General features: G+C 71.7%; 26 protein-coding genes and 4 tRNA genes. 19 read left to right on the top strand and 11 right to left on the bottom strand.

The window, feature by feature from the left end:
* Positions 1–30 precede the first annotated feature (30 nt).
* The gene (locus tag NR112_RS21435; protein WP_256796373.1) at positions 31–1,593 is read left to right on the top strand and encodes a DHA2 family efflux MFS transporter permease subunit; all 1,563 of its coding nucleotides are present in this window, start codon (positions 31–33) and stop codon (positions 1,591–1,593) included.
* A gap of 16 nt (positions 1,594–1,609) precedes the next feature.
* Here NR112_RS21435 and fahA read toward each other — a convergent pair whose 3' ends face one another.
* Together fahA and NR112_RS21445 are read right to left on the bottom strand one after the other, a co-directional pair.
* On the bottom strand, positions 1,610–2,863 hold the full coding sequence (gene fahA, locus NR112_RS21440; RefSeq protein ID WP_256796307.1) for a fumarylacetoacetase: 1,254 nt from the start codon (positions 2,861–2,863) through the stop codon (positions 1,610–1,612).
* On the bottom strand, positions 2,860–3,729 hold the full coding sequence (locus NR112_RS21445; RefSeq protein ID WP_256796308.1) for a hypothetical protein: 870 nt from the start codon (positions 3,727–3,729) through the stop codon (positions 2,860–2,862). The genes fahA and NR112_RS21445 overlap by 4 nt, the downstream gene beginning before the upstream one ends.
* Positions 3,730–3,811: 82 nt before the next feature.
* Here NR112_RS21445 and NR112_RS21450 point away from each other — a divergent pair, with 82 nt between their 5' ends.
* Together NR112_RS21450 and NR112_RS21455 are read left to right on the top strand one after the other, a co-directional pair.
* On the top strand, positions 3,812–5,086 hold the full coding sequence (locus NR112_RS21450) for a homogentisate 1,2-dioxygenase (protein ID WP_256796309.1): 1,275 nt from the start codon (positions 3,812–3,814) through the stop codon (positions 5,084–5,086).
* 4 nt (positions 5,087–5,090) lie between these two features.
* Positions 5,091–5,762 (top strand): IclR family transcriptional regulator, encoded by a 672-nt coding sequence (locus tag NR112_RS21455; protein ID WP_256796310.1) that lies wholly within the window; start codon positions 5,091–5,093, stop codon positions 5,760–5,762.
* A gap of 92 nt (positions 5,763–5,854) precedes the next feature.
* Here the strand turns inward: NR112_RS21455 and NR112_RS21460 are convergent, their stop codons facing one another.
* On the bottom strand, positions 5,855–6,469 hold the full coding sequence (locus NR112_RS21460; RefSeq protein WP_256796311.1) for a nicotinamidase: 615 nt from the start codon (positions 6,467–6,469) through the stop codon (positions 5,855–5,857).
* A gap of 3 nt (positions 6,470–6,472) precedes the next feature.
* Positions 6,473–7,786 carry a nicotinate phosphoribosyltransferase gene (locus tag NR112_RS21465; protein ID WP_256796312.1) on the bottom strand — a complete coding sequence of 438 codons (1,314 nt, stop codon included), beginning with the start codon at positions 7,784–7,786 and terminating at the stop codon, positions 6,473–6,475.
* A gap of 72 nt (positions 7,787–7,858) precedes the next feature.
* Here NR112_RS21465 and clpS point away from each other — a divergent pair, with 72 nt between their 5' ends.
* The 7 genes from clpS (at position 7,859) to NR112_RS21500 (ending at position 13,693) form a co-directional block, all read left to right on the top strand.
* The gene (clpS, locus tag NR112_RS21470) at positions 7,859–8,164 is read left to right on the top strand and encodes an ATP-dependent Clp protease adapter ClpS (protein ID WP_256796313.1); all 306 of its coding nucleotides are present in this window, start codon (positions 7,859–7,861) and stop codon (positions 8,162–8,164) included.
* Entirely contained in the window at positions 8,164–8,844 is a 681-nt protein-coding gene (locus NR112_RS21475; RefSeq protein WP_256796314.1) for a DUF2017 domain-containing protein, read from the top strand. The genes clpS and NR112_RS21475 overlap by 1 nt, the downstream gene beginning before the upstream one ends.
* A gap of 56 nt (positions 8,845–8,900) precedes the next feature.
* Entirely contained in the window at positions 8,901–9,668 is a 768-nt protein-coding gene (locus tag NR112_RS21480; protein ID WP_256796315.1) for an MBL fold metallo-hydrolase, read from the top strand.
* 119 nt (positions 9,669–9,787) lie between these two features.
* Positions 9,788–10,657, top strand: coding sequence for an aldo/keto reductase (locus NR112_RS21485; RefSeq protein WP_256796316.1), 870 nt, complete (start codon positions 9,788–9,790; stop codon positions 10,655–10,657).
* Positions 10,658–10,773: 116 nt separating this feature from the next.
* Positions 10,774–11,514, top strand: coding sequence for a ribonuclease PH (gene rph, locus NR112_RS21490; RefSeq protein ID WP_256796317.1), 741 nt, complete (start codon positions 10,774–10,776; stop codon positions 11,512–11,514).
* Positions 11,511–12,131: an RdgB/HAM1 family non-canonical purine NTP pyrophosphatase gene (gene rdgB, locus NR112_RS21495; protein ID WP_256796318.1), complete on the top strand. Its 621-nt coding sequence runs from the start codon at positions 11,511–11,513 to the stop codon at positions 12,129–12,131. The genes rph and rdgB overlap by 4 nt, the downstream gene beginning before the upstream one ends.
* Positions 12,128–13,693 (top strand): molybdopterin-dependent oxidoreductase, encoded by a 1,566-nt coding sequence (locus tag NR112_RS21500; RefSeq protein WP_256796319.1) that lies wholly within the window; start codon positions 12,128–12,130, stop codon positions 13,691–13,693. The genes rdgB and NR112_RS21500 overlap by 4 nt, the downstream gene beginning before the upstream one ends.
* On the opposite strand, the gene NR112_RS21505 is transcribed toward NR112_RS21500, so the two are convergent.
* The gene (locus NR112_RS21505; RefSeq protein ID WP_256796320.1) at positions 13,680–14,087 is read right to left on the bottom strand and encodes a RidA family protein; all 408 of its coding nucleotides are present in this window, start codon (positions 14,085–14,087) and stop codon (positions 13,680–13,682) included. The genes NR112_RS21500 and NR112_RS21505 overlap by 14 nt on opposite strands.
* Positions 14,084–14,308 carry a hypothetical protein gene (locus NR112_RS21510; protein ID WP_256796322.1) on the bottom strand — a complete coding sequence of 75 codons (225 nt, stop codon included), beginning with the start codon at positions 14,306–14,308 and terminating at the stop codon, positions 14,084–14,086. Before NR112_RS21510 ends, NR112_RS21505 begins: the two co-directional genes overlap by 4 nt.
* A 101-nt stretch (positions 14,309–14,409) precedes the next feature.
* Between NR112_RS21510 and NR112_RS21515 the strand changes: the two genes are divergently transcribed.
* The 4 genes from NR112_RS21515 to NR112_RS21530 all read left to right on the top strand — a co-directional run bounded on the left by NR112_RS21515 (position 14,410) and on the right by NR112_RS21530 (position 15,678).
* A tRNA-Leu gene (locus tag NR112_RS21515) sits at positions 14,410–14,493 on the top strand.
* A gap of 65 nt (positions 14,494–14,558) precedes the next feature.
* On the top strand, positions 14,559–15,032 hold the full coding sequence (gene bcp / locus NR112_RS21520; protein WP_256796323.1) for a thioredoxin-dependent thiol peroxidase: 474 nt from the start codon (positions 14,559–14,561) through the stop codon (positions 15,030–15,032).
* A gap of 30 nt (positions 15,033–15,062) precedes the next feature.
* Positions 15,063–15,314 carry a DUF3618 domain-containing protein gene (locus tag NR112_RS21525; RefSeq protein WP_256796324.1) on the top strand — a complete coding sequence of 84 codons (252 nt, stop codon included), beginning with the start codon at positions 15,063–15,065 and terminating at the stop codon, positions 15,312–15,314.
* Positions 15,315–15,384: 70 nt separating this feature from the next.
* Complete coding sequence (locus NR112_RS21530) at positions 15,385–15,678, top strand: co-chaperone GroES (protein WP_256796374.1); 294 nt, start codon at positions 15,385–15,387, stop codon at positions 15,676–15,678.
* Between the two features lie 23 nt (positions 15,679–15,701).
* Here the strand turns inward: NR112_RS21530 and NR112_RS21535 are convergent, their stop codons facing one another.
* The 5 genes from NR112_RS21535 to orn form a co-directional block, all read right to left on the bottom strand.
* Positions 15,702–16,508: a hypothetical protein gene (locus NR112_RS21535; RefSeq protein WP_256796325.1), complete on the bottom strand. Its 807-nt coding sequence runs from the start codon at positions 16,506–16,508 to the stop codon at positions 15,702–15,704.
* 152 nt (positions 16,509–16,660) lie between these two features.
* Positions 16,661–16,733, bottom strand: a tRNA-Lys gene (locus tag NR112_RS21540).
* 327 nt (positions 16,734–17,060) lie between these two features.
* The gene (locus NR112_RS21545; protein ID WP_256796326.1) at positions 17,061–18,233 is read right to left on the bottom strand and encodes a glutamate--cysteine ligase; all 1,173 of its coding nucleotides are present in this window, start codon (positions 18,231–18,233) and stop codon (positions 17,061–17,063) included.
* A 184-nt stretch (positions 18,234–18,417) separates the two neighbouring features.
* Positions 18,418–18,493: transfer RNA gene (locus tag NR112_RS21550), tRNA-His, on the bottom strand.
* 158 nt (positions 18,494–18,651) lie between these two features.
* Positions 18,652–19,275 (bottom strand): oligoribonuclease, encoded by a 624-nt coding sequence (gene orn, locus NR112_RS21555; RefSeq protein ID WP_200959189.1) that lies wholly within the window; start codon positions 19,273–19,275, stop codon positions 18,652–18,654.
* Positions 19,276–19,344: 69 nt separating this feature from the next.
* Here orn and NR112_RS21560 point away from each other — a divergent pair, with 69 nt between their 5' ends.
* The 5 genes from NR112_RS21560 (at position 19,345) to NR112_RS21580 (ending at position 26,034) form a co-directional block, all read left to right on the top strand.
* Positions 19,345–20,535, top strand: coding sequence for a PrsW family intramembrane metalloprotease (locus NR112_RS21560; RefSeq protein ID WP_256796327.1), 1,191 nt, complete (start codon positions 19,345–19,347; stop codon positions 20,533–20,535).
* Positions 20,536–20,591: 56 nt separating this feature from the next.
* Positions 20,592–20,664, top strand: a tRNA-Arg gene (locus NR112_RS21565).
* A 132-nt stretch (positions 20,665–20,796) separates the two neighbouring features.
* Entirely contained in the window at positions 20,797–22,506 is a 1,710-nt protein-coding gene (locus NR112_RS21570) for a SulP family inorganic anion transporter (protein WP_256796328.1), read from the top strand.
* A 133-nt stretch (positions 22,507–22,639) separates the two neighbouring features.
* Positions 22,640–24,349, top strand: coding sequence for a dynamin family protein (locus tag NR112_RS21575; RefSeq protein WP_256796329.1), 1,710 nt, complete (start codon positions 22,640–22,642; stop codon positions 24,347–24,349).
* On the top strand, positions 24,346–26,034 hold the full coding sequence (locus NR112_RS21580; protein ID WP_256796330.1) for a GTPase: 1,689 nt from the start codon (positions 24,346–24,348) through the stop codon (positions 26,032–26,034). Before NR112_RS21575 ends, NR112_RS21580 begins: the two co-directional genes overlap by 4 nt.
* Positions 26,035–26,083: the final 49 nt, after the last annotated feature.

The following is a 26,083-nucleotide window of genomic DNA, read 5'->3' on the forward strand; positions in this document are numbered from 1 at the left end:
GTCGCGCACCCCTCGTCCCCCGGAGTCATCGTGTCTGCTCCCAGTGCCACCAGCCAGCCCAGCTATCCCGACAAGATCGACGGGCCGGTCCTCAAGATCGCCGGTGTCGTCGTGCTCGGGGCGATCATGTCGATCCTCGACATCACGGTCGTCAACATCGCGTTGCCGACCTTCCAGACCGTCTTCGCCGAGAGCCCCGAGCAGCCACTGCCCTACTCCACCGTCGCGTGGACGGTGACGGCCTACACCCTCGCGCTCGCCACGGTCATCCCGCTCACCGGCTGGGCCGCCGACCGGTTCGGCACGAAGCGGCTCTACGTCCTCGCCGTGGCGCTCTTCACCGCCGGCTCGGCCCTGTGTGCCACGGCCGGGTCGATCGAGTTCCTCATCGGCTTCCGCGTCCTGCAAGGCCTCGGCGGCGGGATGCTCATGCCGCTCGGCATGACGATCATGACGCGCGCCGCGGGTCCGGCCCGGATGGGCCGGCTGATGGCGATCCTCGGTGTCCCGATGCTGCTCGGACCGATCTTCGGACCCATCCTCGGGGGCTGGCTCATCGAGGTCGCGAGCTGGCACTGGATCTTCCTCATCAACGTGCCGATCGGCATCGTCGCGGCGCTCTACGCCTGGTGGGCGCTGCCCTCCGACGCCCCGGAACCCTCCGAGTCCTTCGACGTGGTCGGCATGCTGCTCATGTCCCCGGGCCTGGCGCTCTTCCTCTACGGCATCAGCTCGATCCCCGGCGAGGGCACGGTCATGTCCACGAAGGTGCTCGTCCCGCTCGGCATCGGGCTCGCCATGCTCGTCGGCTTCGTCTTCTACAGCTTCCGGCCCGAGCACCCGCTGCTCGACCTGCGACTCTTCCGCAACCGCCGCCTCAGCGTCGCGACGATCACGATGTTCCTCTTCGCCGCGGCCTTCTTCGGTGGCCTGCTGCTCGTGCCGACGTACCTCCAGCAGGTGCGGGGGCTCGACACGCTCCACGCGGCGTTCCTCATGGTGCCCCAAGGCGTCGGCGCGATGGTGACGATGCCGATCGCCGGCGCCCTCTCGGACCGCATCCCGGTGGGCCGCATCGTGCCCTTCGGGCTGCTGGCCATCACCGGCGGGATGTTCGCCCTGACTCAGGTGGGTGTCGACACCCCGTACTGGGGCTTCATGGTCCCGGTGCTCTTCGTCATGGGTCTCGGCATGGGCGGCACGATGATGCCGCTCATGACCTCGGCGCTCAAGACGCTGCAGAGCCACCAGGTGGCGCGCGGCTCGACGCTGCTCAACATCAGCCAGCAGATCGCGAGCTCCGTCGGTGTCGCCGTCATCTCCGTGGTCTTCACGAACTACCTCAGCGCCTCGGCGCTGGCCGGCCCGGCCATCGCGGCGCTGCACGACCCGACCCTCGTCGACGACGTCGGTGGGCCGGCGGCGGTCCAACAGGGCCTGGCCGAGGCCGCCGACGCGTTCGGCGCCACCTTCCTCGTCGCCGCGATCCTCGTGGCGCTGACGCTGATCCCGGCGTCGTTCCTGCCCCGCAAGCACGAGACGTCGCACTTCCTCGACGACCAGACCGAGGCGGCGCCGGTCGTCATCCACTGAGGGCGGCCCGGGGGCCTCAGCGGGCGGGTCGGACGGTGCCGGTGACCTCGCCGAGTCCGATGCGCGAGCCGTCGGGTCCCGGCGCCCAGGCCGTCATGGTGACCGTGTCGCCGTCCTCGAGGAAGCCGCGGGTCGAGCCGTCCGCGAGCGTCAGCGGCTCGGCGCCGTTCCACGTCAGCTCGAGCAGGCTGCCCCGGCTGTCGCGCGTCGGGCCGCTGACCGTCCCCGAGCCGAAGAGGTCGCCGTCGCGCAGAGAGGCGCCGTTGACGGTGAGGTGCGCGAGCATCTGGGCCGGCGACCAGTACATCCCGGCGTGCTCGGGGCGCGAGACGACCGTGCCGTTGAGGCTGACCTCGATGTGCACGTCGAGGCCGAAGGCGTCACCGCGAAGATAGGGCAGCACCTCCGGGTCCGACTGTCCCGGAAGGGAAACGCGGGCCGCGGCGAGCGCCTCCAGCGGCGTGACCCACGCCGAGACCGACGTGGCGAAGGACTTGCCGAGGAAGGGGCCGAGCGGAACGTACTCCCAGGCCTGGATGTCACGGGCGCTCCAGTCGTTGAGGACCACGACGCCGAAGAGGTGGTCGGGCGCCTCGTCGACCGAGACGCGCGACCCGAGGTCGGTCGCGCCGCCGACGACGTAGCCGAGCTCCGCCTCGATGTCGAGGCGGATGCTCGGCCCGAAGACGGGGGTGGGGTCGTTCGGGCCCTTGCGTTGGCCCGTCGGGCGGACGACGTCGGTGCCCGACACGACGACCGTGCCGGCGCGGCCGTGATAGCCGATCGGCAGGTGCTTCCAGTTCGGGGGGAGCGCGGCGTTGTCCGGGCGGAAGATCTGGCCCACGTTGCTCGCGTGGTCCTCGCTCGCATAGAAGTCGACGTAGTCGGCCACCTCCACGGGCAGGTGGAGCGTGACCTCCGCGAGGGGGTGCAGGTGCGGCGAGACGCCGTCGCGGTGCACCTCGTCGCGAAGCACCTCGGTCAACCACTCCCGGGCGACGGTCCACGCCGGATGGCCGAGGGCGAGGAAGGCGTTGAGGCTGGGGGTCTGCCACGCCGTCGCGAGGTCGGGCCCGTCACCGACGAGCCCGGCGTCACGGCCGATCGCGGCCACGGCGCCTGCATCGAGCACGAGGTCACCGATGCGCACCCCGACGCGTCGCACCGGGTCGCCGGCCGTGCTGAAGACGCCGTAGGGGAGGGTCTCGATGCCGAAGGGGTGGTCGGCGGGGACGTCGAGCCAGGTGGTCGGCCGGGTGGTCGTCGTCATGCGTGGGACTCCTCGGTGGTGATCAGCCCGAGCGCCTCGAGCTCGGTCAACGGGTCGAGCACACCGCAGCAGCCGTAGGCGGTGAAGCTCTCGCGGACGCGTTCCGCGTCGTCGGTGCCCAGGCTGGAGACCGCGGTCACGAGCACCTCGGTGTCGCGGCGGGCGAGCTCGCCGGACAGCTCGCGGGCCTCGGCCCCGGCCAGCGCCTCGTGTGTGGCGAGAAGGACGTTGAGCAGGCCGTGCATCGGCTTGTCCTGGCGCGTGCCGCGGACGACGTGGTGCAGCCCGCCCGTCAGCTTGAAGGGCAGGCCGCGCAGCACGACGGCGTCGAGGAAGCCGGCGAGCGTCGCCTCGTCGGGCCAGGGCCACGCGGGGGTGGCGCCGGTGCGGAACTTGGCCGTGACGTCGTGCTCCTCGTCGACGGCGTGAGCGATGTCGTCGAGGCCTGACTCCTGGTCTGAACCGAGGCCGACCTCCACGACGAGGGGGATGGCCAGGTCGAGGGTGCGGCGCCAGCCGTCGGTCCCTTCGGTCCAGCCGAGCTCGGCGCCGGACACGAGGACCCGGGGGTCGTCGCGCAGCAGGTCGACCGCATCGAGGAGCGGTTCGAGGGGAGCGCCCGGACGGACGACGAGCGAGACCGCGAGCGGCTCCGCGACGGCCCGGTCGTCCCTCGCGGCAAGGCCGGCGAGCTCGGCCCCCGCGGTGGCCGGCACGAGCAGCGGACCGATGTGGGCGGCGTACGGCCCCGCGCGACGGTCGAGATGCTCGCGGACGGCGACGTCGAGGGGCGCCAGTCCCGGCGGGAAGACCGCGGCGTCGTCGACGAGGCGGTCGAAGAGTGGCGCGAACGGCGTCCTTGACATGACCGGGAGCGTACTCCACTGTTGCAATAGCGATACATCAGCGTCCGCTCATCGGACGCGCTCGACGGAGAGGCCCTCGCCCATGGCGCACTACCAGTCGGTCGGCAGCATCCCGCCCAAGCGGCACACCCAGCACCGCCGACCCGGCGCCGGGAGCGCCCCGGGCGAGCTCTACTACGAGGAGCTGATGGGCGAGGAGGGCTTCAGCTCCGACAGCTCCCTGCTCTACCACCGCAACATCCCGTCGACGACGGTCGGCGCCGCCGTGTGGGGGGTCCCTGACCAGTCGACGACGCCGAACCATCCGCTGACGCCCCGGCACCTCAAGCTCCATGACCTCTTCGCCGCCGCCTCGGTCGAGGGCACCGACGTCGTCACCGGTCGCCGACTCGTCCTCGGCAACGGTGACGTGCGCATCTCGTATGCCGTCGCGGGCGCGCCGAGCCCCTGGTACCGCAACGGGATCGGCGACGAGTGCGTCTACGTCGAGCGCGGCCGAGCCCGCGTCGAGACGGTCTTCGGCGCCTTCGACGTCGGCGAGGGCGACTACGTCATCATCCCGAGGGCGACGACGCACCGGTGGCTCCCCGAGGTCTCCGGCGACGAGCCGCTCCGGGCGTACTGCATCGAGGCGAACAGCCACATCGCGCCGCCCAAGCGCTATCTCAGCAAGTACGGCCAGCTCCTCGAGCACGCCCCCTACTGCGAGCGCGACCTGCGCCAGCCGGACGGTCCGCTCCTCGCCGAGGACGTCGGCGCGAGCCCCGACGAGGAGACCGAGGTCTACATCAAGCACCGTGGCAACGGCCCGGGTGGCGTCGTCGGCACGATCCACACGCTGCCGTTCCACCCGCTCGACGTCGTCGGCTGGGACGGCTGCCTCTACCCGTACGTCCTCAACGTGCGCGACTTCGAGCCGATCACCGGCCGCATCCACCAGCCGCCGCCCGTGCACCAGGTCTTCGAGGGCGCGAACTTCGTCATCTGCAACTTCGTGCCCCGCAAGGTCGACTACCACCCGCTCGCGATCCCCGTTCCCTACTACCACTCGAACGTCGACAGCGACGAGATCATGTTCTACGTCGACGGCGACTACGAGGCCCGCAAGGGGTCGGGCATCGGCAAGGGGTCGATCTCCGTGCACCCGGGCGGCCACCCGCACGGCCCACAGCCCGGTGCGACCGAGGGCTCCATCGGTGTCGAGAGCTTCGACGAGCTCGCGGTCATGGTCGACACGTTCCGTCCGCTCGAGCTCGGCGAGGGCGGTGTGGCCGTCGACGACGGCCTCTACGCGATGTCGTGGTCCAAGGGGGCGGGCCGTGGGAGGACGCCCGACGGCGCCCACTCCGAGGGCTGACCCCGTGCCCGGTCCGGCCGCCGCACGAGGTGAGTCCTCCCAGACCCTCGACCGCGGCATCCGTGTGCTCGAGACGCTCGCGGGCACCGAGGGGTCGGCCGGTCTGACGATCACCGAGCTCGCAGCAGGCCTCGGCGTCGGACGACCGGTCGTCTACCGCCTCGTGACGACGCTCGAGGACCACCACCTCGTCTCCCGGGCATCCGACGGGCGGGTGCGTCTCGCGCTGGGCATCAGCCGACTCGCCTCTGCCGTCACTCCCGTCGTCCGCAGCGAGGCTCGCCCTGTGCTGCGCGACCTCGCCGACGCCGTGGGGGCGACGGCGCACCTGACGATCGCCGAAGGCGACGAGGCCCTGGCCCTCGTCGTCGTCGAGCCGTCGTGGACCGACGTCCACGTGGCCTACCGCTCGGGCGCCCGGCACCGGCTCGACCAAGGCGCTGCGGGACGCGCGATCCTCGCGGGTCGGGCGGGACAGCGCGGGGTCGTCGGCACCGACGGCGAGCTGCAGGCGGGGGCGCACGGGCTCGCGGTGTCGCTGTCGACCCGCACCGACCCGGTCCCGGGGGGCGTCGAGGCCTCGGTCGGTGTCGTCTCCCTCGAGCCGCTCGACGTGCGCACCGTCGGCCCGCGGCTCGAGCACGCCGCTCGCGCCCTCCGAGCCGTCCTCCGCTGACCTCCCGCGCCCTCGTCGCCCACCTCTCGTCGAGTGAGGCGCAACGCCCGTGACGGGGCCCTCACTCGACTTAGCCGGGGAGAGGGGCAGGGTCAGCTGCCGACTCGGGGTGAGCCGAGCAGGTGCACGCCGGCCTCGCGCAGCTCTGCGAGGGCCGCGTCGGTCGTGGTCCGGGACACGCCCGCGGTGAGGTCGAGGAGCACCGTGGTCTCGAAGCCCTCACGCTGCGCGTCGGCCGCGGTGGCCCGCACGCAGTGGTCGGTGGCGATGCCGACGACGTCGACGCGGGAGACGCCGCGTTCGGTGAGCCACGCAGCAAGGGTGCTGTGCAGGTCGTCGTCCGACCGTCCCTCGAATCCGCTGTAGGCGGCGGCATGCTCGCCCTTGCGGAAGACCGCCTCGACGTGACCGAGGGCCCCGGCGAGCCTCGGGTGGAACTCGGCTCCCTCGCTGCCTGCGACGCAGTGCACCGGCCACGAGTCGACGAAGTCGGGGGTCGACGAGAAGTGCGCTCCGGGGTCGACGTGCCAGTCGGCGGTCGCGACGACGTGGTCGTAGTCCGCGGCGTGCCGGCCCACGTGCTCGCTCACCTCGCGGGCGACCTCCGCGCCGCCGGTGACGGCCAGGGACCCGCCCTCGCAGAAGTCGTTCTGGACGTCGACGATGATCAGTGCCCGTGCGGCGTCGACATGCGTGGGTCCGGCCATGGCTCAGTCCTTCTCGTAGACGGTGGGGATCACGGGCTCGCCTCGCGAGAGCTGGGCCGCCGCCCGGGGCAGCTCGGCGCGCGAGGCCTCGTGGCGGGCGCGGGCCTCGTGGATGTCCTGGTGGTCGACGACCTCGCCGGCGCGGACGAGGTCGATCATGAGCCGGCGGTCGTCGCCGTCGTCGCGCGGCTGCTCGCCGATGCCGATGACCTCGGCCTGGGCGATCCCGTCGTCGCCGCGGCGCCGCATGGCCCACTTGCGGCCGCCGACCGACGTCTTGTCCTTGCTCTTCTTCTCGACGCCCTGCATCTGCCCCGATGCGTCCTCTCGCTGGACGAGCTTGTAGACCATGGATGCCGTGGGGGCTCCGGACCCGGTCACGAGAGCCGTGCCGACGCCGTAGCCGCTGACGGGTCCAGCCGCGAGGCCGGCGATGGCGTACTCGTCGAGGTCGGAGGTGACGATGATCCGGGTGTCGGTGTTGCCCGCGGCGTCGAGCTGGGCGCGCACCTCGGTGGCCTGGATGAGCAGGTCGCCCGAGTCGAGCCGGACCGACCCCAGCTCGGGCCCGGCGATCTCCATGGCGAGGGCGACGGCCGTCCGGACGTCATAGGTGTCGACGAGGAGGGTGGTGCCCTTGCCGAGCGACTCGACCTGGGCGGTGAAGGCTTCCTTCTCCGAGTCGTAGAGCAGAGTGAAGGCGTGCGCGGCCGTGCCCGTCGTCGGCACGCCGTAGCGCCGCCCGGCCTCGAGGTTGCTCGTCGCCTCGAACCCGGCGACGTAGGCCGCCCGAGCGGCTGCGACGGCCGACTCCTCGTGGGTGCGTCGTGAGCCCATCTCGATGCAGGGCCTGCCCATGGCGGCGGTCGTCATGCGCGAGGCCGCGGACGCGATCGCTGTGTCGTGGTTGAGGATCGAGAGCACGAGCGTCTCGAGGATGACGCCCTCGGCGAAGGTGGACTCGACGACGAGCACCGGTGACTGCGGGAAGTAGCACTCGCCCTCGGCGTAGCCGCTGACGTCTCCGGAGAAGCGGTAGTCGGCGAGCCACGCGACGGTGGCCCGGTCGACGACCTGGCGGTCGGAGAGGAAACGCAGCTCGTCGTCGCCGAAACGGAACTGCTCCAGCGCCTCGAGCACCCGCCCCGTTCCCGCGATGACCCCGTAGCGGCGTCCGTCCGGCAGCCGGCGGGCGAACGCCTCGAAGACGCACCGCCGGTGCGCCTCGCCCGAGGCGAGGGCGGCCTGGAGCATCGTCAGCTCGTAGTGGTCGGTCAGCAGCGCCGTGCTCGCGGCGCGGGGGCTCGTCGGGCTCACGTGCCCACCCTAGGTGTCACCGGCCGCCGGGGACCGTCCGCCTCGCGCCCTCGGTGGACCTAGGGTGGCCCTGTGAGTCCAGCCACCCTCTCCCTCGCTCCCGTCGAGCAGGAGGAGACCTCCACGGACGAGGTCGTCGCACCCGACGTGCCGTGGGTGACGATCGTCTGGAACGACCCCGTCAACCTCATGACGTACGTGACGTGGGTCTTCGAGACGTACTTCGGCTACGCCCGTCCGAAGGCGGAGAAGCTGATGATGGACGTGCACGTCAAGGGCCGCGCGGTCGTCTCCAACGGTCCTCGGGAGTCGATGGAGCGTGACGCCGAGGCGTTGCAGGGCTACGGCCTCTGGGCCACGTTCGAGAAGGACAGCTGATGGCCCGCGCCTTCCTGCGCGAGAAGGGCCACTACGTCGCGCTCCTCGAGCCCACCGAGCGGACGGTGCTCCTCGGCCTCATGCAGCAGACGCGTCTGCTGCTCTCGCCCGAGATCGAACCGACGGGTGACGCGTTCGACGACCTCGTGGCGTCGATGGGCCTGTCGCTGAGCCCTGCCGACCAGCAGACCGACTCCGCGTCGCTCGACGACCGAGACCCGGCCCTCGACCGGCTCCTGCCGACGGCCCACCGTGGTGACGACGAGATCGCGGCCGAGTTCCGTCGCCTCACCGAGGAGGGATTGCGCCAGCGCAAGAGCGGCAACCTCGACGTCGCCCTCGCGTGCGTCGACGGGGCCGTCGGCAACCGGGTCGTGCTCGACGAGTCGCAGGCGCCGGCCTTCCTCATGGCGCTCACCGACGTGCGCCTGCTGCTCGGGGAACGCATGGGCATGCGCACCGAGGAGGACGCCGAGGCGCTGCACGCCGCGATGGACGACATCGACGACGACGACCCGCTCGGCTACGCCATGGCGTGGTACGACTTCCTCACCTGGCTGCAGGAGACCCTCACCCAGGCGCTCATGGGCACCGACCTGCGTGACGTCGTGGCGGCATACGACGACGACCTCGACGACGACCTCGACGACGACGGCCGGCGGCCGGACGGCACGGTGTGACGCACCCGACGCCTCGCCGTCGGGCCGGAGTCGGTGCCGGGACCTAGGCTCGTCACGTGGACGTCACGATCGTCGGGTGCTCGGGATCCTTCGCGGGTCCACGCTCGCCCGCCTCGTCCTACCTCGTCCGCACCGAGCACGAGGGCCGCACGTGGAGCATCGTGCTCGACCTCGGCAACGGCGCCCTCGGCGCCCTGCAGCGCCACATCGAGCCGTATGCCGTCGACGCGGTGCTGCTCAGCCACCTGCACGTCGACCACTGCATCGACATGTGCGGGCTCTACGTCATGATGCGCTACCTACCCGGCGGGCCCGGGCGCGCGACGATGCCGGTCTGGGGTCCCGCGGGCACCGGAGTTCACCTCGCCCGCGCCTACGGCGGTGGCGAGGCCGAGGGCGTCCTGTCCGTCTTCGACTTCCACGACCTGCGCCACCGCGAGCCGGTGACGGTCGGGCCGTTCACGATCACGCCGGTGCACGTCAACCACCCGGTCGAGGCCTACGGCTTCCGGGTCGAGGCCGACGGACGGGTGCTCGCCTACACCGGCGACACCGACACGTGCGACGAGCTCGACGAGCTCATGGCCGGCGCCGACCTCGTGCTCGCCGACTCGGCCTTCGTCGAGGGCCGAGACACGGTGCCCGACATCCATCTCTCCGGTCGCCGCGCCGCCGAGGCGGCCGTCCGGGCCGGGGGAGTGCGTCGCCTCATGCTGACCCACATCCCGGCCTGGAACGACGCCGAGGTGTGTCGGGCGGAGGCTGCCGCGGTGTGGCCGGGCTGCGTCGAGCTCGCCGAGCCGGACGCCACCTACCGCCTCTGACGGACCCGGCTGCGGGTGACGGACCCCGAAGCCGGGTATGGACCGTGACGGTGCGTCGCGCGCCCGGCAGTCGCCGGACGTCCGCCGACGACCGGAACGACCGAACCCAGGAGGCCCCGTTGCAGCAACGAACCATCGGATCGAGGAAGGTCAGCGCGATCGGTCTCGGCGGCATGCCGATGTCCATCGAGGGGCGGCCCGACGAGGACCGCTCGATCCGGACCATCCACGCCGCCCTTGACGCCGGCGTGACCCTCATCGACACGGCCGACGCCTACCACCGTGACGCCGGCGAGGTGGGCCACAACGAGTCCCTCATCGCCAAGGCGCTCTCGTCGTGGTCGGGCCGTGCCGCCGACGTCCTCGTCGCCACGAAGGGCGGCCACCTGCGCCCCGGCGACGGCTCGTGGACGCAGAACGGCCGGCCCGACCACCTCAAGGAGGCCGCCAAGGCCTCGCTCCACAGGCTCGGCGGCGACGCCATCGGGCTCTACCAGTTCCACCGGCCCGACCCCGAGGTGCCCTACGCCGAGTCCGTCGGTGCCCTCGTCGAGCTGCTCGACGAGGGCGTCATCGAGATGGCCGGCATCTCCAACGCCGACCCGGCCCAGATCCGCGAGGCGCAGGACGTGCTCGGAGGTCGGCTCGTCTCGGTGCAGAACCAGTTCTCGCCGGCCTTCCGCAGCAGCCGCACGGAGCTCGACCTGTGCGCCGAGCTCGGCATCGCCTTCCTGCCGTGGAGCCCGCTGGGCGGCATCAGCAGGGCGGGTGACCTCGGGAGCCGGCACGACGCGTTCGCCGAGGTGGCGACGGCGCACGACGTGAGCCCGCAGCGCGTAGCCCTCGCCTGGGAGCTCGCGCTCGCGCCGACCGTCGTGCCGATTCCGGGCGCCTCCCGTCCGGAGAGCATCGAGGACTCGGTGCAGGCCGTCGACCTGGAGCTGTCGGCCGACGAGGTCGAGCGACTCTCGGCCGAGACGCTCGACTGACCAGCCCGTCAACGCGTTGCGGGGACGTGTCCTTACGGTTCACGAACGAGCCGTCCAGGCGCGTCCCCGCACCCGCGATTGAGGCCTAGCGTGGAGTCATGGCTAGCCTCGTGGGCATGACTGACCGACATGACGGCCGTGCCCCCGACCAGACCCGCGAGGTGCGGATCACCCGCAACTGGCTCGACCACGCGGAGGGCAGCGTCCTCGTCGAGTTCGGGCGCACGCGCGTGCTGTGCGCGGCGTCCTTCACCGAGGGCGTCCCGCGCTGGCTCAAGGGCAAGGGCGCCGGCTGGGTCACCGCCGAGTACGCCATGCTGCCCCGCGCCACCAACACCCGTTCCGACCGCGAGAGCGTCAAGGGCCGCATCGGCGGCCGCACCCACGAGATCAGCCGCCTCATCGGGCGCAGCCTGCGCGCCGTCATCGACACCAAGGCCCTGGGCGAGAACACCATCGTCCTCGACTGCGACGTCCTGCAGGCCGACGGTGGCACCCGCACCGCGGCCATCACCGGCGCCTACGTGGCCCTGGCCGACGCCGTCGAGCACGCCCGCTCCCAGGGCCTCATCGGCACGAAGGCCCAGCCGCTGACCGGCTCGGTCGCCGCCGTCTCCGTCGGCATCGTCCAGGGCCGTGCCGTGCTCGACCTCGACTACCCCGAGGACTCGACGGCCGAGACCGACATGAACGTCGTCATGACCGGCGACGGCCGCTTCATCGAGGTCCAGGGCACCGCCGAGGGTGCGCCCTTCGACCGTGACCTGCTCGGCCAGCTGCTCGATCTCGCCACGAAGGGCTGCGCCGACCTCACCGACCGGCAGCACGCCGCCCTGGCCGGGGAGGTCGCCCCGTGACGCAGGTCGTCCTCGCCACGCGCAACGCCCACAAGGTCGAGGAGCTGCGCGAGATCCTCGCCGACGTCAGCGCCGACCTCAGCCTCGAGATCGTCGGTCTCGACGGCTTCCCCGACGCGCCGGACGTGGTGGAGGACGGCGTCACCTTCGAGCAGAACGCCATCCTCAAGGCCGCGTCGGCCGCCCACGTGACGGGCCTGCCTGCGCTGGCCGACGACTCGGGCCTGGCCGTCGACGTGCTCGGCGGCTCACCCGGCATCTTCAGCGCCCGCTGGTCCGGTGGGGGCGGCGACCGGGCCAACCTCGAGCTGCTCCTCGCGCAGCTCGGCGACGTCCGGGACGAGCACCGCGCCGCAGCCTTCGTCTGCGCCGCCGCCCTCGTGCTGCCGGACGGTCGCTCGGCCGCGGAGCTCGGTCGCTTTCCCGGGACCGTGGGCCGCGAGCCGCGGGGCACCAACGGCTTCGGCTACGACCCGATCTTCCTGCCATCCGACCAGCCGGACGGCAACGAACGCACACTGGCGGAGTACGACGCCGACGAGAAGAACCACGTCTCGCACCGGGCGCTCGCCTTCCGTGCACTCGTGCCACACCTGAAGGAGCACCTGAGGCCATGACCACCACCAGCCCGGCCACCCGTCCCGAGACCGCCCCGCAGCAGCCGGCCCGTCCGCTCTGGTGGGGCGCCGTCGACGGGCTGGTGGCCGGGCTGCTCACGGTCGGGCTCGCGACCCTCGCCGCGGCGCTGCTCACGGCCGTCGGCCAGTCCTCGGGCCAGCCGGCCCCCATCGCGGCGGTCAGCGGGGCCTTCATCGACCGGACGCCGCCGTGGCTCAAGGACTTCGCCATCGCGACCTTCGGCACGAACGACAAGCGGGCTCTGCTCGTCGGCACGGTCGTCGTGCTCGCCCTCGCCTGCGCTGCGGTCGGCGTGCTCGCGAGCCGCCACCTCGTCGCGGGCCTCGTCGCCTTCGCCGTCCTCGGCGTCATCGGCGCGGCCGCGGTGCTCACCCGTCCGGGCGCCGGCCCGGCCGACGTCCTGCCGACGATCCTCGGCACCGCAGCCGGCATCTGGTTCCTCAGCCGCGCCTCCGCCCCCTCGGCCACAGCGACGGGCGCTGCCGGTCCCGGCCGACGCTGGGTCATCGGAGGAGCGGTCGGTGCCGTCGCGGCATTCGCCGGCAGCTACCTCGGCGGCGATTCGGCGGCGGCCACGGTCTCGCGTGACGCGCTCAAGAGCACGCCGCTCAAGGGCACGAAGCTCGCCATCCCTGCCGGCGCCGACCTCAAGGTGCCCGGGCTGACGCCGTACATCGTCCCGAACGCCGACTTCTACCGCATCGACACGGCGATCGTCGTGCCCCGCATCGACGCCAACGACTGGACGCTCAAGGTCACCGGCATGGTCGACCGTGAGGTCGAGATCGACTGGCAGACGTTGCAGGGCAAGCAGATGCAGGAGGCGCTGGTCACCCTGACGTGCGTCTCCAACGAGGTCGGGGGCGACCTCATCGGCAACGCCGTCTGGACCGGCTGGCCCGTGCGCGAGCTCCTCGCGATGGCCGGCCCCCGGGCGGGTGCCGACATGGTGCTCCAGACGAGCATCGACGGCTTCACCGCCTCGACCCCGCTCGGCGCCCTCACCGACGACCGCAACGCCCTGCTCGCGATCCGGATGAACGGCGAGCCGCTGCCCTTCGAGCACGGCTTCCCCGTGCGTGTCGTCGTGCCGGGTCTCTACGGCTTCGTCTCGGCGACGAAGTGGGTCACCGAGCTCAAGGTGACGACGTATGCCGCCGACGTGGCCTACTGGACGCCGCGCGGCTGGTCGGCGACCGGACCGATCAAGACGGCGTCGCGCATCGACGTCCCCCAGGCCGGGGCGAGCGTCAAGGCCGGCACCGTCGCCGTCGCCGGGGTGGCGTGGGCGCAGCACACCGGCATCTCCAAGGTCGAGGTCCAGGTCGACCAGCAGCCGTGGACCGAGGCTCGCCTCGCCGCCGACGCGAGCATCGACACCTGGCGCCAGTGGGTCTACGAGTGGGACGCGACGCCGGGCAGCCACGACATCCGCGTGCGCGCGTACGACGCCAAGGGGCAGGTGCAGTCACCCCTCGAGGCGCCGCCCGCACCCGACGGCGCCACGGGCATCCACGTCGTCAACGTCAGGGTGGAGTGACGCCGGTCGCGCCCGACCCGACCACGGCGTCGGCCTCGATCTCGACGAGCAGGTCGGGCTCGATGAGGGCGGTCACCTGGACCATCGTCGAGGCGGGACGCACGTCGCTGAAGACCTCGCCGTGCGCCCGTCCCACCGCCTCCCAGTCCCGGATGTCGGTGACGAAGATCCGGGTCCGCACGACGTCCGCGCTCGAGGCCCCGCACTCCGCGAGGGCCTCGACGACGATCTCGAGCGCGACCTTGGCCTGCGTGTACGCGTCGCCGGGCGAGACGACCCGGCCCTCCCGGATCGCCGTGGTGCCCGCCACGTGCACGGTGTCCCCGACGCGGACCGCCCGCGAGTAGCCGACGACGGCCTCCCACGGACCGCCCGTGCCGATGTTGCGCCTCATGAGCGCAGGCTAGTCCTGACCGGTGAGCGGGCGGGTGGGCTCGACAGGGACGCGGCCGGCAGGAGGAACCAGTGCCGGGCCACGCAGAGCACCCGCGCGTGCTCGACGGGCCCGTCGGTGCTCTCCAGCACCGCGCGTTCCGTCACCTCGGCGAGGGCTCCGCACTCCGGGCACGTCGTCGTGTCGAGCGCGGCTCCGACCGATGCGTTCATCCTGTCCATGAGGCACCTCCTCGTCCGTGGGTCATGGGAGACGGAGGGCGGGACGGCGGCTCCTGATACCCGGGCGCCGCCAACTACAGTGGGGGCCGCGCACTGCGCGAGCGGACGTGGTGGAACTGGTAGACACGCAGGATTTAGGTTCCTGTGCCCTAGGTGTGCGGGTTCGAGTCCCGCCGTCCGCACCAGCCGGACCGACCTCGTGTCCGGATCGGGTACGAGCCCGGCAGACATGACGACGAAGGAGCAGATCGTGACCGCACGACTCGAGCCGGGCGAGCAGGCGCCTGCCTTCAGCCTCACCGATGACACCGGCCAGACCGTCAGCCTCGCCGACTTCGCGGGCCGCAAGGTCATCGTCTACTTCTACCCGGCCGCCATGACGCCGGGCTGCACCAAGCAGGCCTGCGACTTCAGCGAGTCGCTCGACTCCCTGAAGAAGGACGGCTACGACGTGGTCGGCATCTCCAAGGACAAGCCGGCCAAGCTCGCGGCGTTCCGTGAGCGCGACCACCTCACCATCCCGCTGCTCAGCGACGAGGACCTCGCGGTCCACACGGCATACGGCGCCTGGGGCGAGAAGAAGCTCTACGGCAAGACCGTCGAGGGCGTCATCCGATCGACCTTCGTCGTCGACGAGGAGGGCACGGTCAGCCACGCGTTCTACAACGTCAAGGCGACCGGACACGTGGCCAAGCTCCGTCGCGACCTCGGCATCGCCGACTAGAGTCGCAACCGTCCCCCGAAAGGAAGCCAGATGAGCGACACCGCACGGATCGAGCAGGACATCCAGACCGCCCGCGCGCGCCTCGAGGGCACCGTCAACGAGCTGGCCTACCGGGCCCAGCCGCAGGTCATCGCCCAGCGTCAGGTGCAGGGCCTGCGGCTGCGCCTCGCCGCGGCCACCCACACCGAGGACGGTGAGCTGCGTATCGAGCGCATCGGCGCCGTCGTGGCGGCAGCCGTCGTCGTGGTGGTGGCCATCGGCTTGCTGCGTCGCCGGCGCTGAGCCGAACGGCCCACCCACTCCCGTGGCCAAGAAGGATGCCGTCGGCGCGGCGGACCGACTGCCCGTCCGGATGCTGCACGACCGCGTTCTCGTCTCCCTCGAGTACGAGGGCGAGCGGCGCTCCGGCGGCGGCATCCTCATCCCCGCGACGGCGTCGGTGGGCAAGCGCCTCGCGTGGGGCGCGGTCGTGGCCACCGGCGCCAACGTGCGCCAGGTCGAGCTGGGCGACCGCGTCCTCTTCGACCCGGAGGACCGCGGCGAGGTCGAGCTGCACGGCAGGGACTACGTCCTGCTCCGCGAGCGCGACATCCATGCCGTCGCGGCGCGTCGCGTCGAGGACGGCCAGACCGGCCTGTACCTCTGAGGCTCGGCCCGGTCCGTCGGGCGTCAGTCGGGCCGCAGCCCGAGCTTGCGCAGCAGTCCCGGACCTGGCCACACCGGCTTGCTCGGCAGCGGCCACTTCTTCGGGTCCTTCTGGTTGAGCAGGACGTACTTGTCGAAGCAGACCAGCTGCGACACCGGCCCGTAGAGATCGGAGGCCTCGGACATCCACGCCTTCTGGTGGGAGGCGCGGTAGTCGGCGGGCATCGAGTCCCACAGCGCCTTGTTGAAGCGCCGGACCGAGGGGTTGCGCTTGCCCGGCCGGATCGCCTCGTCGTCGATGGCGACACCACCACCGGCCAGCGCGGTCTGGCCCCCGCCGAGCCCGGGGATCGGGGTGCCCGCGAAGTCGGCCGACCAGCCTCGGTAGGTGATGCCCCAGGCCTTCGTGATCACGTCGATGTCGACCTCGCCGACCTTGCCCTTGGCGGGCCAGTCCGTCGAACGGACCCGGCCCGCGCCGACGGACAGGGCGATGTGGCCGTGCTTGCCGCCCGCCCAGTAGACGGGGGCGCCCGCAGGGGCGTCGGTGCCGCCGCGGCGCTGCGCCGCGCGTGCCCAGGCGGCGTTGGCGTCGGCCAGTCCGAAGGTGTGCGGAGCGGCGATGCAGTTCCACACGAAGTTGCAGCACATCCCGACGGGAAGGTACGTCGTGAAGGCACGCGCCTTGCCGACGCTCGCTCCCGGACCGCGCACCGTGACGTCGCGGTCGCCCCCGCCCGGGGGTGGCGGCTCCTCGATCCACGGCAGGTCCGGCGTGACCTCCCGCTCGCCCTGGTCGCCTCGGTCCAGCTCGTCGTCCCAGCCGCTCATCGCATCTCCCCTCGAGCCGGCGACGCGTCACCCGCGCCCCGGATGGAACCTCCATCGTCCAAGGGAGGCGCGGCGCTGTCAGCCTGATACGCGAATCAACGGGTACACAGGGAAGACCCCCGTCCGGATCGCTCCGAACGGGGGTCTTGACGTGCGCCGCCAGGGACTCGAACCCCGAACCCAGTGATTAAGAGTCACTTGCTCTGCCAATTGAGCTAGCGGCGCAACGAGGGGAAACGTTAGCAGCCGTCCCGGGCCGGGACAAAATCGGTCGGCCCGGGGTGTCCCGAGCCCCGCGTCAGGACCCCGGCAGGGGCCGGGCGCCCCGGTGCTGCGGGCGGATTCGCGTGACTACGGGGTCGCGCTGGCCGTCGAGATGAGTGACAGCGCGAGGCTGACGACGATGACGCCGATGATGACACCGACCGTGATCCGCTGGGCCTTCTTGTTCCCCATGAGCATGACCCCATTGTGCGGTATGCCGCCCGGCGGGCGACCGCGTGTCCCTGTGGCCCCGCTCGGGGGAGTCGGGTCAGCCCGACGGTGGTGGTGTCACCGGCCGTCGGAGACGAGCATGGCGCGCACGGCGGCCCGCAGGTCGCCGGTGCCGTCGCCGGTGACGGCCGCGCGCATCCGCTGGTAACCGGCCCCGTCGCGCAGGATGTCCTCGACCCCAGCGAGCTCACGCGTGCAGCCGAGGCGCCGCGCGGCGGGCTGGAGCTGTTCGAGGAGGTCGTGGATGTCGTCGACGACGTGGACCTCGGTGTTGTCGGCGTCGCGGATGATGATCGCGTCGAGCCCGTAGCGGGCCGCCCGCCACTTGTTCTCCTGCACGTGCCACGGCGGCAGCGGGCGGGCGAGGACGCCCTCGTCGAGCTGGTGCTCGAGGTGGGCGACGAGACAGTGGATGAGGGCGGCGACGGCAGCCACGTCCTGCGGGCGCGAGAAGCCGTCGCAGGCCCGGACCTCGATGGTGCCGAGGCGCAGCGACGGCCGGACGTCCCAGCGCAGCTCGCTCGCGTCGGTGACGACCCCGGTCGTGAAGACGTCGTGGAGGTAGGCGCGGTACTGGGCCCACGTCTCGAACTGGAAGGGCAGGCCGGCCGTGGGCAGCTGCTGGAAGAGCATCGTGCGGTTGCTCGCGTAGCCGGTGTCGGCCCCCGAGCCGTAGGGGGATGACGCCGAGAGGGCCGTGAGGTGGGGGTGGTAGGTCAACAGGGCGTTGACGAGGGGCCACACCTTCGCGGCGGACCGGACGCCGACGTGCACGTGGACCCCGAAGATCACCATCTGCCGACCCCACCACTGGGTGCGGTCGATGAGGGTGGCGTAACGCTGGCCCTCGGTGACCTGCTGGTCCTCCCACCGGGCGAACGGATGCGCCCCGCCGCCGTAGAGCAGGACGTCGAGCTCCGAGGCCGCGCGCTGGACGCGCCCGAGGCCGTCGGCGAGGTCCGCGGCCGCCTCCTCGGCGTTCGCGCAGATGCCGGTGACGATCTCGACGGTGTTGCGCAGCAGCTCCTGCGTCACGGTCGACCGGGACTTCGTCGGCCTGGCGTGACCGGTGTCCTCGGGTCCGTTGGCGAGGCCGAGCAGCTCCACGGCACGCGAGGTGAGGTCGAGCGTGGCCGGGTCGAGCAGACCGATCTCCCACTCGACGCCCAGGGTCTGACCGGCAGATGGTGAGAACCGCGCGTCCACCGAGGGCGCGCTGGAGTCGTTCATGGGGTCACCTCGGGGTCGTCGGGGAAGCGACCGCAGAGCAGCGTTGCGGGCTGCGGGCCGGTGTGAGCGGCTGGCACGAGCCTAGTCGCGCCGGACTGCCTCGGTTCGGGACCGGCGCCAGATGCAGCGCGGCCCGGCTCCACGCGGGAGCCGGGCCATGCGTTCGTCCTGACGACCAGGACGGTGGGGTGAGTGACGGGACTTGAACCCGCGGCCACCTGGACCACAACCAGGTGCTCTACCAGCTGAGCTACACCCACCATGCACAACACGAGCCGGGCCCGAGGGCTCGGCGCCGTGTCACGGCGTCGACAATGCTACAGGCTCTCGTGAGGTGCTCGTGACCACCCCACCGACCACCCCACCGACGGCACGGGTGACGGCATACGCCATCGCCCGAAGGGCTGCGTCGGAGCGCTCAGTGCTCGATGACGTGAGGTGACGCGAGCGCCTTGGCGGTGGCACTGTCGGGGCCGGGTTGCGGCACGAAGACCGCCTGGCGGTAGTAGCGCAGCTCGGCGATCGACTCGCGGATGTCGGCGAGCGCCCGGTGCCCGCCCGACTTCTTGGGGGCGTTGAAGTAGACGCGGGGGTACCACCGACGGGAGAGCTCCTTGATCGAGCTGACGTCGATGATGCGGTAGTGCAGGTAGGACTCGAGCACCGGCATGTCGCGCGACAGGAAGCCGCGGTCGGTGGCCACGGTGTTGCCGCCGAGCGGGGCCTTGCGCGGCTCGGGGACGAAGGTGCGGACGTAGTCGAGGACGATGTGCTCGGCCTCCTTGAGCGTCACCCCGGAGTCCAGCTCGGTGATGAGACCCGAGCTGGTGTGCATGTCGCGGACGAAGTCGTCCATCTGCTCGAGGGCCTCGTCCGGCGGCTTGACGACGACGTCGATGCCGTCGCCGAGCTGGTTGAGCTCGAAGTCCGTGACGAGGGCGGCCACTTCCACGAGGGCGTCGGACTTCAGGGACAGGCCCGTCATCTCGCAGTCGATCCAGATGATCCGGTCGGCGATGGCTCGGTGGTTGGTGTCGCTCACCGGTCCACCATAGAGGCTGAGGGCGACGAGCCCCGCTCGGCGGCCACAGCGCTGCACTAGCCTGCCCTCATGACCTCAGGGGACGTGACGACACAGGGGACCGGCGCGAGCCCGGGCGGGCAGGCGCCGCAATGGAGCCCGGCGCACAACCCGACCCGGCGACCGATGTTGCGCACCGCGCTCGCCATCGGCGTCGCGGCGTCGCTCTTCCTCCTCTGCCTGCTCATCCTGCTCGGCATCCTCGGCGAGCGGCTCACGACCCAGACGATCGTGACCTCGGCGCTCATGGCGATCATCCCGGTGCTCATCATCGTGCCGACCTTCCTCTGGCTCGACCGCTACGAGGCGGAGCCGGCGCGCTACATCGTCTTCGCCTTCCTCTGGGGGGCGCTCGTCGCCGTCGTCGGTGCCTTCTTCCTCAACACCTTCGGCCTCAAGATGCTCGTCGAGGCGCGCTGGACCGACCCGCTCGAGACGGGTGCCGTCTACCTCGCGCCCATCACCGAGGAGACGCTCAAGGGCCTGGGCATCCTGCTCATCTACCTGTTCCGTCGGCGCGAGTTCGACGGGATCATCGACGGCATCGTCTACGCCGGGCTCATCGGGGCGGGCTTCGCCTTCAGCGAGAACATCCTCTACCTCGGGCAGGCCTACAACGAGTACGGGGGTGAGGGCCTGACGTCGACCTTCCTCGTCCGTGGACTCATGGGTCCGTTCGGTCACCCGCTCTTCACGTCGCTGACGGGCATCGGGATCGGCATCGCCGTGTCCGCCCGGCGTCCGGCGGTGCGCGTCCTCTCGATCCTCGCCGGGTGGATCTGCGCCATGCTGCTCCACGGCCTCTGGAACCTCTCGGCGCTCGCCGGGATGGACGGCTTCTTCGCCGCATACGTCTCCTACCAGGTGCCGCTCTTCCTCGCCTTCATCGGCTTCCTCCTCTGGCTGCGTCGCCGGGAGGGCCGGCTCATCGGTCGCTACCTCTCCCCGTACGCCGACGCAGGCTGGCTCACCCACGCGGAGGTCACGATGCTCTCGCACCTGCGGCTGCGTCGTGCGGCGCGTGCCTGGGCCCGACAGAACGGCGGTCGCCCTGCGAAGCGGTCGATGGACGCCTTCCAGGACAGCGCGAGCGACCTGGCGCTGCTGCGCTCGCGGCTCGTCCACGGCACCGCGGAGGAGGGCGCGTCGGAACGCGAGATGGTGCTGCTCGAGGCGATCACGTCGCACCGTCGGGACTTCGTCGGCTCGCCCGTGACCTGAGCGGGCGTGCCCTCCCGCGGTGCCTATCATTGGACGGCGCCCGGATCGGGCGACCCGCCCCTGTAGCTCAGCGGATAGAGCAAGAGCCTTCTAATCTCTTGGTCGCAGGTTCGAGTCCTGCCGGGGGCACCGTGCCGGAGCCTGCCGGAATATCCGGGCGGGCTCCCTCGGCGGCTGCGATGCTGGGAGGCGTCAGCCGGCGTGTGAGGATCGCACCGCCCCCGGGGCCGCCCACGCGCCTGACGGGAGGGTGGCGCGCTCATGTCGAATCGAACCCCTGGAGTCGGCAGGGTCCCCATCATCAGCTGGCTGCGCTCGTACGACCGCAGCTGGCTCAGGGGAGACCTCATCGCAGGCGTCACCGTGCTCGCGCTCGTCGTCCCGAAGAACCTCGGCTATGCCGGCATCGCAGGGATCCCGGTGCAGAACGGCCTCTACGCGGCAGCCGCCGGGGCGATCCTCTACGCGGTCTTCGGGACGAGCCGGCAGATCTCGGTCGGGCCCAGCTCGGGACTCGCGGCCGTCGCGGCGAGCGCCGTCCTGGCGGCCGGCATCGCCGACGAGAAGGCCGTCGCGTCGTTCGTCGCGGGGATCACCCTCGCGTCCGGGATCCTCTACCTGCTCGTCGCGGTGCTGAAGATGGGGTGGATCGCCCAGTTCCTGTCCCGTGCCGTCGTCACCGGTTTCCTCTTCGGGGCCGCGATCGACGTCGTCATCGGCGAGCTGCCCAAGCTCACCGGCACGAAGGTGTCCGGGAGCAACCCGCTCCAGGAGCTGCGGTCGTGGTTCACGACGCTCGGCGACGCGCACGGCACGACCGTGGTGGTGGGCCTCGTCTCGCTGGCCGTCGTCTTCGGTCTGCGCGTCGTCGCGCCGAAGGTCCCGGGTGCGCTCGTTCTCGTGGTGGGAGGTCTGCTCGCCTCGTGGCTGCTGGGTCTCGGTGACCACGGCGTCGCGCTCGTCGGAGACGTGCCGAGAGGTCTGCCGACGGTCGTCCTGCCCGACCTGCAGCTGATGTGGGACCACGTCGGGGTCGGGGCCGTGGCGGCCTTCGCCCTGGTGCTGATCGGCTTCTCGCAGACGGCCGGCGACGCCCGCGCTTTCGCCGCCAAGCACCGCTACCAGATCGACATCGACCAGGAGTCGGTCGCGCAGGGTTTCGCCAACGCCGGCTCGGGAGTCCTTCAGGGGATGCCCGTCTCGACCAGCCTGTCCGCGAGCTCGCTCAACGACCACTCCGGGGCCAAGTCGGGCCTGGCCTCGCTCACCACGGGATTCGCCGTCCTCCTGACGCTGCTGCTCCTCGCGCCGCTCTTCTCCGACCTGCCCAAGCCCGTGCTGGCCGCCATCATCATCGAAGCCGTCGTCATGGGGATGATGGATCTCCCGGAGATGCGACGCCTCTTGCGCGTCAAGCGTTTCGACTTCGCCGTGGCCGTGGCGGCGCTGCTCGGCGCGCTCGTCTTCGGCGTGCTGGCCGGCGTCATCATCGGGGTGGCGCTGTCGATCTTCTGGCTCATCAAGGTCTCCACCCGGCCGTACATCCCGACGCTCGCCCGCGAGCCGGGCACTGATGTCTACCGCGACCTCGCCGACCACCCCGACGGTGAGACGGTCCCCGGCATCGTGGTGATCCGGATGGACGGCGGACTGTTCTTCGCCACGTCGGACGCCCTCGAGGACCGCGTCCGCGAGGTCATCCACGAGGACCCGGCTGTCAAGGGAATCGTGCTGGACTGTGGCGGCATCGACTTCGTCGACTCCCAGGGGTCGGCCAAGATGGCTGACGTGCTCCACCTCGCGGAGGACTCCGGGGTCGTCCTGCGGCTCGCCAGGCTCAAGGCGGCGGTGCGGACGACGCTCGAGCTCGACGGCTTCATGGAGCGTCTCGGTGCCGACCACGTCCACGGCAACATCGCCCGGGCCGTGGCGGCCGAGCGCCGGGAACGGGCCGGTCGGCCGGACGAGTGAGTGGTCGGACGCCCGTCTCCATCGGGCGGATCCGGTGCCTGCCTGGCACTCTCAGGTCACGACTCGGGGTATGTCGTAGGGGCGCGCCGCCTTTCAGTTTGGTTGTGCCAGTGCGACACGGAAGGATACGGGCGTGGCAGGTGATTCAGGGGTGGGCAATGCCCGTCTCCTCGCGAGCGTTCAGGCACTTCGCTCTGCCGTCGCCGACGCCTCCCTGCCCCTCGACCTCTCGTCTGCGCCGGCCGCACGCCTGGCCCGCACCCGTCTGCTCGACCAGCTCGACGACTACGTCATCCCGCGCCTGACCTCGCTCGACGCCCCGCTCCTCGCCGTCGTCGGCGGCTCGACCGGCGCCGGCAAGTCGACCCTCGTCAACTCGGTCGTCGGGCGCGAGGTGACCCTGCCCGGCGTCCTGCGGCCGACCACCCGCTCGCCGGTGCTCATCCACCACCCCTCCGACGCCGCGTGGTTCTCGGGTCCGCGCATCCTGCCGACTCTGGCCCGCATCACCGGTCGCCACTCGTCGTCGGACGGCCCGGGCGCGGTGCGCCTCGTCTCGACGGACGAGGTCCCCGCCGGGCTGGCCCTGCTCGACGCGCCCGACATCGACAGCGTGGTCGAGGCCAACCGTGACCTGGCGACGCAGCTGCTCGCGGCGGCCGACCTCTGGGTCTTCGTCACGACGGCCGCCCGCTACGCCGACGCCGTCCCGTGGGAGCTGCTGCGCGAGGCCTCCGAGCGTGGCACCGCCGTCGCCGTCGTCCTCGACCGCGTGCCCGGTGGCGCCGTCGACGAGATCCGCACGCACTTCGCGTCGATGCTGCGCGAGCAAGGGCTCGACCAGGCGCCGATCTTCACCGTCGTCGAGTCCGAGCTCGCCGACGGACTGCTGCCTGCGGACCAGACCGAACGCCTGCGGGGCTGGCTCGCCGCTCTGGCTGGTGATGCGCAGGCTCGCGCCGACGTCGTGCGCCAGACGTTGCAGGGGGCGCTCGTCTCGCTCGACACCCGCACCCAGTCTCTCGTGGCCGCCTCCGAGGACCAGACCGCGGCGGGCCAGGCGCTCGTCGAGGCGGCCGCAGCGGCCTACGACGAGGCCAGGGCGCAGGTCCACCAGGGCATGCTCGACGGCACGCTGCTCCGCGGCGAGGTGCTCGCTCGGTGGCAGGAGTTCGTCGGCACGGGAGAGTTCTTCCGGCAGGTCGAGTCGACCGTCTCGAGGGTGCGCGACCGGTTCACGGCGTTCCTCAAGGGCGAGCCGGCCCGGGCCGACCACCTCGGCGAAGCGCTCCAGTCGGGCGTCGAGTCCCTCGTCGTCAACCGCGCCGAGCTCGCGGCCGGCGCCATCGCGCGTTCGTGGCGCACCCTGCCCGGTGGTGACCAGCTGCTCACGGCCGACCCGACCCTGGCGCGCTCCGGCACGGACGTGGACACGCGCATCCAGCGCCTCGTGCGCGACTGGCAGGGCGACATCCTCCAGATGGTCCGTGCCGAGGGTCGCGACCGCCGCACGACGGCCCGGATCATGGCCTACGGCGTCAACGGTCTCGGCGTGGTCCTCATGCTCGTGACCTTCGCGAGCACGGCTGGGATCACGGGCGCCGAGGTCGGCATCGCGGGCGGCACCGCCGTCGTCGGCCAGAAGCTGCTCGAGGCCGTCTTCGGCGACCAGGCCGTCCGAGAGCTCGCACGTCAGGCCCGCGAGCAGTTGACCGCGCGCGTCGACGAGCTGTATGCCGCCGAGCTCGCCCGCTACGAAGGAGCTGTCACGACGTTGCACGTCGACACCGACCAGACCCAGCACCTGACCGCGGCCGCATCAGCGGTCAAGGCTGCGCGATGAGCCCGATCAGGATGGGCCGCGCCCGGGTGGCGACGGTGTCCGCGGCCGACCTGGGCACGCGCACGACCGAGCTGTCGATGGCGCTCGTGTCGGGTGCCGACGAGCTCGACCCCTCGGCCGTCGAGGTCGCGCGACGAGTCGTCGACAGGGCTGTAGAGCGGTCCGGCATCGCCGGTGACCACACGGTGGTCGCGCTCGCCGGGGCGACGGGCAGCGGCAAGTCCTCGCTCTTCAACGCCCTCGTCGGCGCCGACGTCGCCACGATCGGCGCCCGTCGCCCGACGACGTCCCGCCCGACGGCCGGAATCTGGGGAGACGCCGACGCGTCCGAGCTGCTCGACTGGCTGGGTGTGGCCTCCCGTCACGTCGTCGACCCGGCTGCCGGTGCGGGGGCCGAGGTCGCCCAGGTGGCCGGGTCCCTCGACGGGCTCGTGCTCCTCGACCTGCCCGACTTCGACTCGCGCGAGCTCGAGCACCGTCGCGAGGCCGAGCGCGTCCTCGAGCTCGTCGACGTCTTCGTCTGGGTGACCGACCCGCAGAAGTACGCCGACGCCCGGCTGCACGACGAGTTCGTGAGGGTCCTGTCGCACCACGACGCAGTCACCCTCGGCGTGCTCAACCAGGCCGGCCGTCTGACGCCCGAGGGTGTCAAGGTCCTCACCCAGGACCTGACGAAGCTCCTCGTGGCCGACGGAGTCGCCGACGCCAAGGTGCTTGCGACCTCCGCCGTGACCGCTCAGGGGATTCCCGAGCTCAAGCAGCGACTGGCGAATGCCGTTGCCGGACATGCCGCTTCGCGTCAGCGACTCAAGGCTGATGTCGTCGGTGCCGCGACGAAGCTGCGTCCGGGGGTCGCCGACTCCGAGGCGGATGTGGGACGTGTGCCGCGCGAGACCCTCGACGCCTCGCTGGGTCGCGCGGCCGGTGTCCCCATCGTCCTCGATGCCGTCGCGCGCGACTACCGTCGCGAGGCGTTCGCGCACACCGGCTGGCTCTTCGCCCGATGGACGAAGGGCTTCGCCTCGGACCCCCTCCGTCGTCTCCGTCTCGACCGCACCGGTGGACGGCCGCCGATCCCCGTCGAGATCGACGGCGCTGACGTGCGCGCCGTGCTCGGCCGGTCGTCGATCCCGGCCCCGACCGTGTCGACCGTCTCTGCCGTCGACCTCGCCACGCGCAGCTTCGTGCGCGACGCGTCCGAAGGGCTGCCGGTCCGCTGGGCCCAGGCCGTCGAGGACGCCGTCGACGGCGGCGACGGCGGGCTGAGCGACTCGCTCGACCGCGCTGTCATCGGCACGTCACTGCGCGCGCGCCGCCCGGTCTGGTGGTTCGTCGTCAACATCCTCCAGTGGGTGCTGGGACTCGTCGCCCTCGCCGGGCTCATCTGGTATGCCGTGCTGTGGATCTTCGCGCTGCTGCAGCTCCCACGCCCCGAGACCCCCGCCGTCGGCATCCTGCCGCTCCCGCTCGTCATGCTCATCGTCGGCGTGCTCCTCGGGGTCGGGCTCGGGATCCTGTCCCGGTGGTGGGCGCGCGTCGGTGCCCGGCACCGGCGGACCGTCGTCGGCAAGCGGCTGACCGAGTCCGTCGCGGCCGTGGCCGACGAGCACATCCTCATCCCCGTCGACGAGGTCCTGCTGCGTCACCGCGAGACCCGGGAGCACCTCGAGGCCGCGGCCGGCTGACGCGCGCGCGGGGCACAGGCTCCGTCCACATCCCCTCGGGCCGGTGCCC

The organism is Terrabacter sp. Ter38 (genome assembly GCF_024519435.1).
GTDB lineage: Bacteria > Actinomycetota > Actinomycetes > Actinomycetales > Dermatophilaceae > Terrabacter.

What these genes read in the sequence shown, in the direction of transcription:
- fahA (WP_256796307.1), bottom strand. Translation starts at nt 2,863, where the DNA reads ATGACGACGACCACCCGGCCGACCACCTGGCTCGACGTCCCCGCCGAC.
- NR112_RS21445 (WP_256796308.1), bottom strand. Translation starts at nt 3,729, where the DNA reads ATGTCAAGGACGCCGTTCGCGCCACTCTTCGACCGCCTCGTCGACGAC.
- NR112_RS21450 (WP_256796309.1), top strand. Translation starts at nt 3,812, where the DNA reads ATGGCGCACTACCAGTCGGTCGGCAGCATCCCGCCCAAGCGGCACACC.
- NR112_RS21460 (WP_256796311.1), bottom strand. Translation starts at nt 6,469, where the DNA reads ATGGCCGGACCCACGCATGTCGACGCCGCACGGGCACTGATCATCGTC.
- NR112_RS21475 (WP_256796314.1), top strand. Translation starts at nt 8,164, where the DNA reads ATGGCCCGCGCCTTCCTGCGCGAGAAGGGCCACTACGTCGCGCTCCTC.
- rph (WP_256796317.1), top strand. Translation starts at nt 10,774, where the DNA reads ATGACTGACCGACATGACGGCCGTGCCCCCGACCAGACCCGCGAGGTG.
- NR112_RS21500 (WP_256796319.1), top strand. Translation starts at nt 12,128, where the DNA reads ATGACCACCACCAGCCCGGCCACCCGTCCCGAGACCGCCCCGCAGCAG.
- NR112_RS21505 (WP_256796320.1), bottom strand. Translation starts at nt 14,087, where the DNA reads ATGAGGCGCAACATCGGCACGGGCGGTCCGTGGGAGGCCGTCGTCGGC.
- NR112_RS21510 (WP_256796322.1), bottom strand. Translation starts at nt 14,308, where the DNA reads ATGGACAGGATGAACGCATCGGTCGGAGCCGCGCTCGACACGACGACG.
- NR112_RS21525 (WP_256796324.1), top strand. Translation starts at nt 15,063, where the DNA reads ATGAGCGACACCGCACGGATCGAGCAGGACATCCAGACCGCCCGCGCG.
- NR112_RS21530 (WP_256796374.1), top strand. Translation starts at nt 15,385, where the DNA reads ATGCTGCACGACCGCGTTCTCGTCTCCCTCGAGTACGAGGGCGAGCGG.
- NR112_RS21535 (WP_256796325.1), bottom strand. Translation starts at nt 16,508, where the DNA reads ATGAGCGGCTGGGACGACGAGCTGGACCGAGGCGACCAGGGCGAGCGG.
- NR112_RS21545 (WP_256796326.1), bottom strand. Translation starts at nt 18,233, where the DNA reads ATGAACGACTCCAGCGCGCCCTCGGTGGACGCGCGGTTCTCACCATCT.
- NR112_RS21560 (WP_256796327.1), top strand. Translation starts at nt 19,345, where the DNA reads ATGACCTCAGGGGACGTGACGACACAGGGGACCGGCGCGAGCCCGGGC.
- NR112_RS21570 (WP_256796328.1), top strand. Translation starts at nt 20,797, where the DNA reads ATGTCGAATCGAACCCCTGGAGTCGGCAGGGTCCCCATCATCAGCTGG.
- NR112_RS21580 (WP_256796330.1), top strand. Translation starts at nt 24,346, where the DNA reads ATGAGCCCGATCAGGATGGGCCGCGCCCGGGTGGCGACGGTGTCCGCG.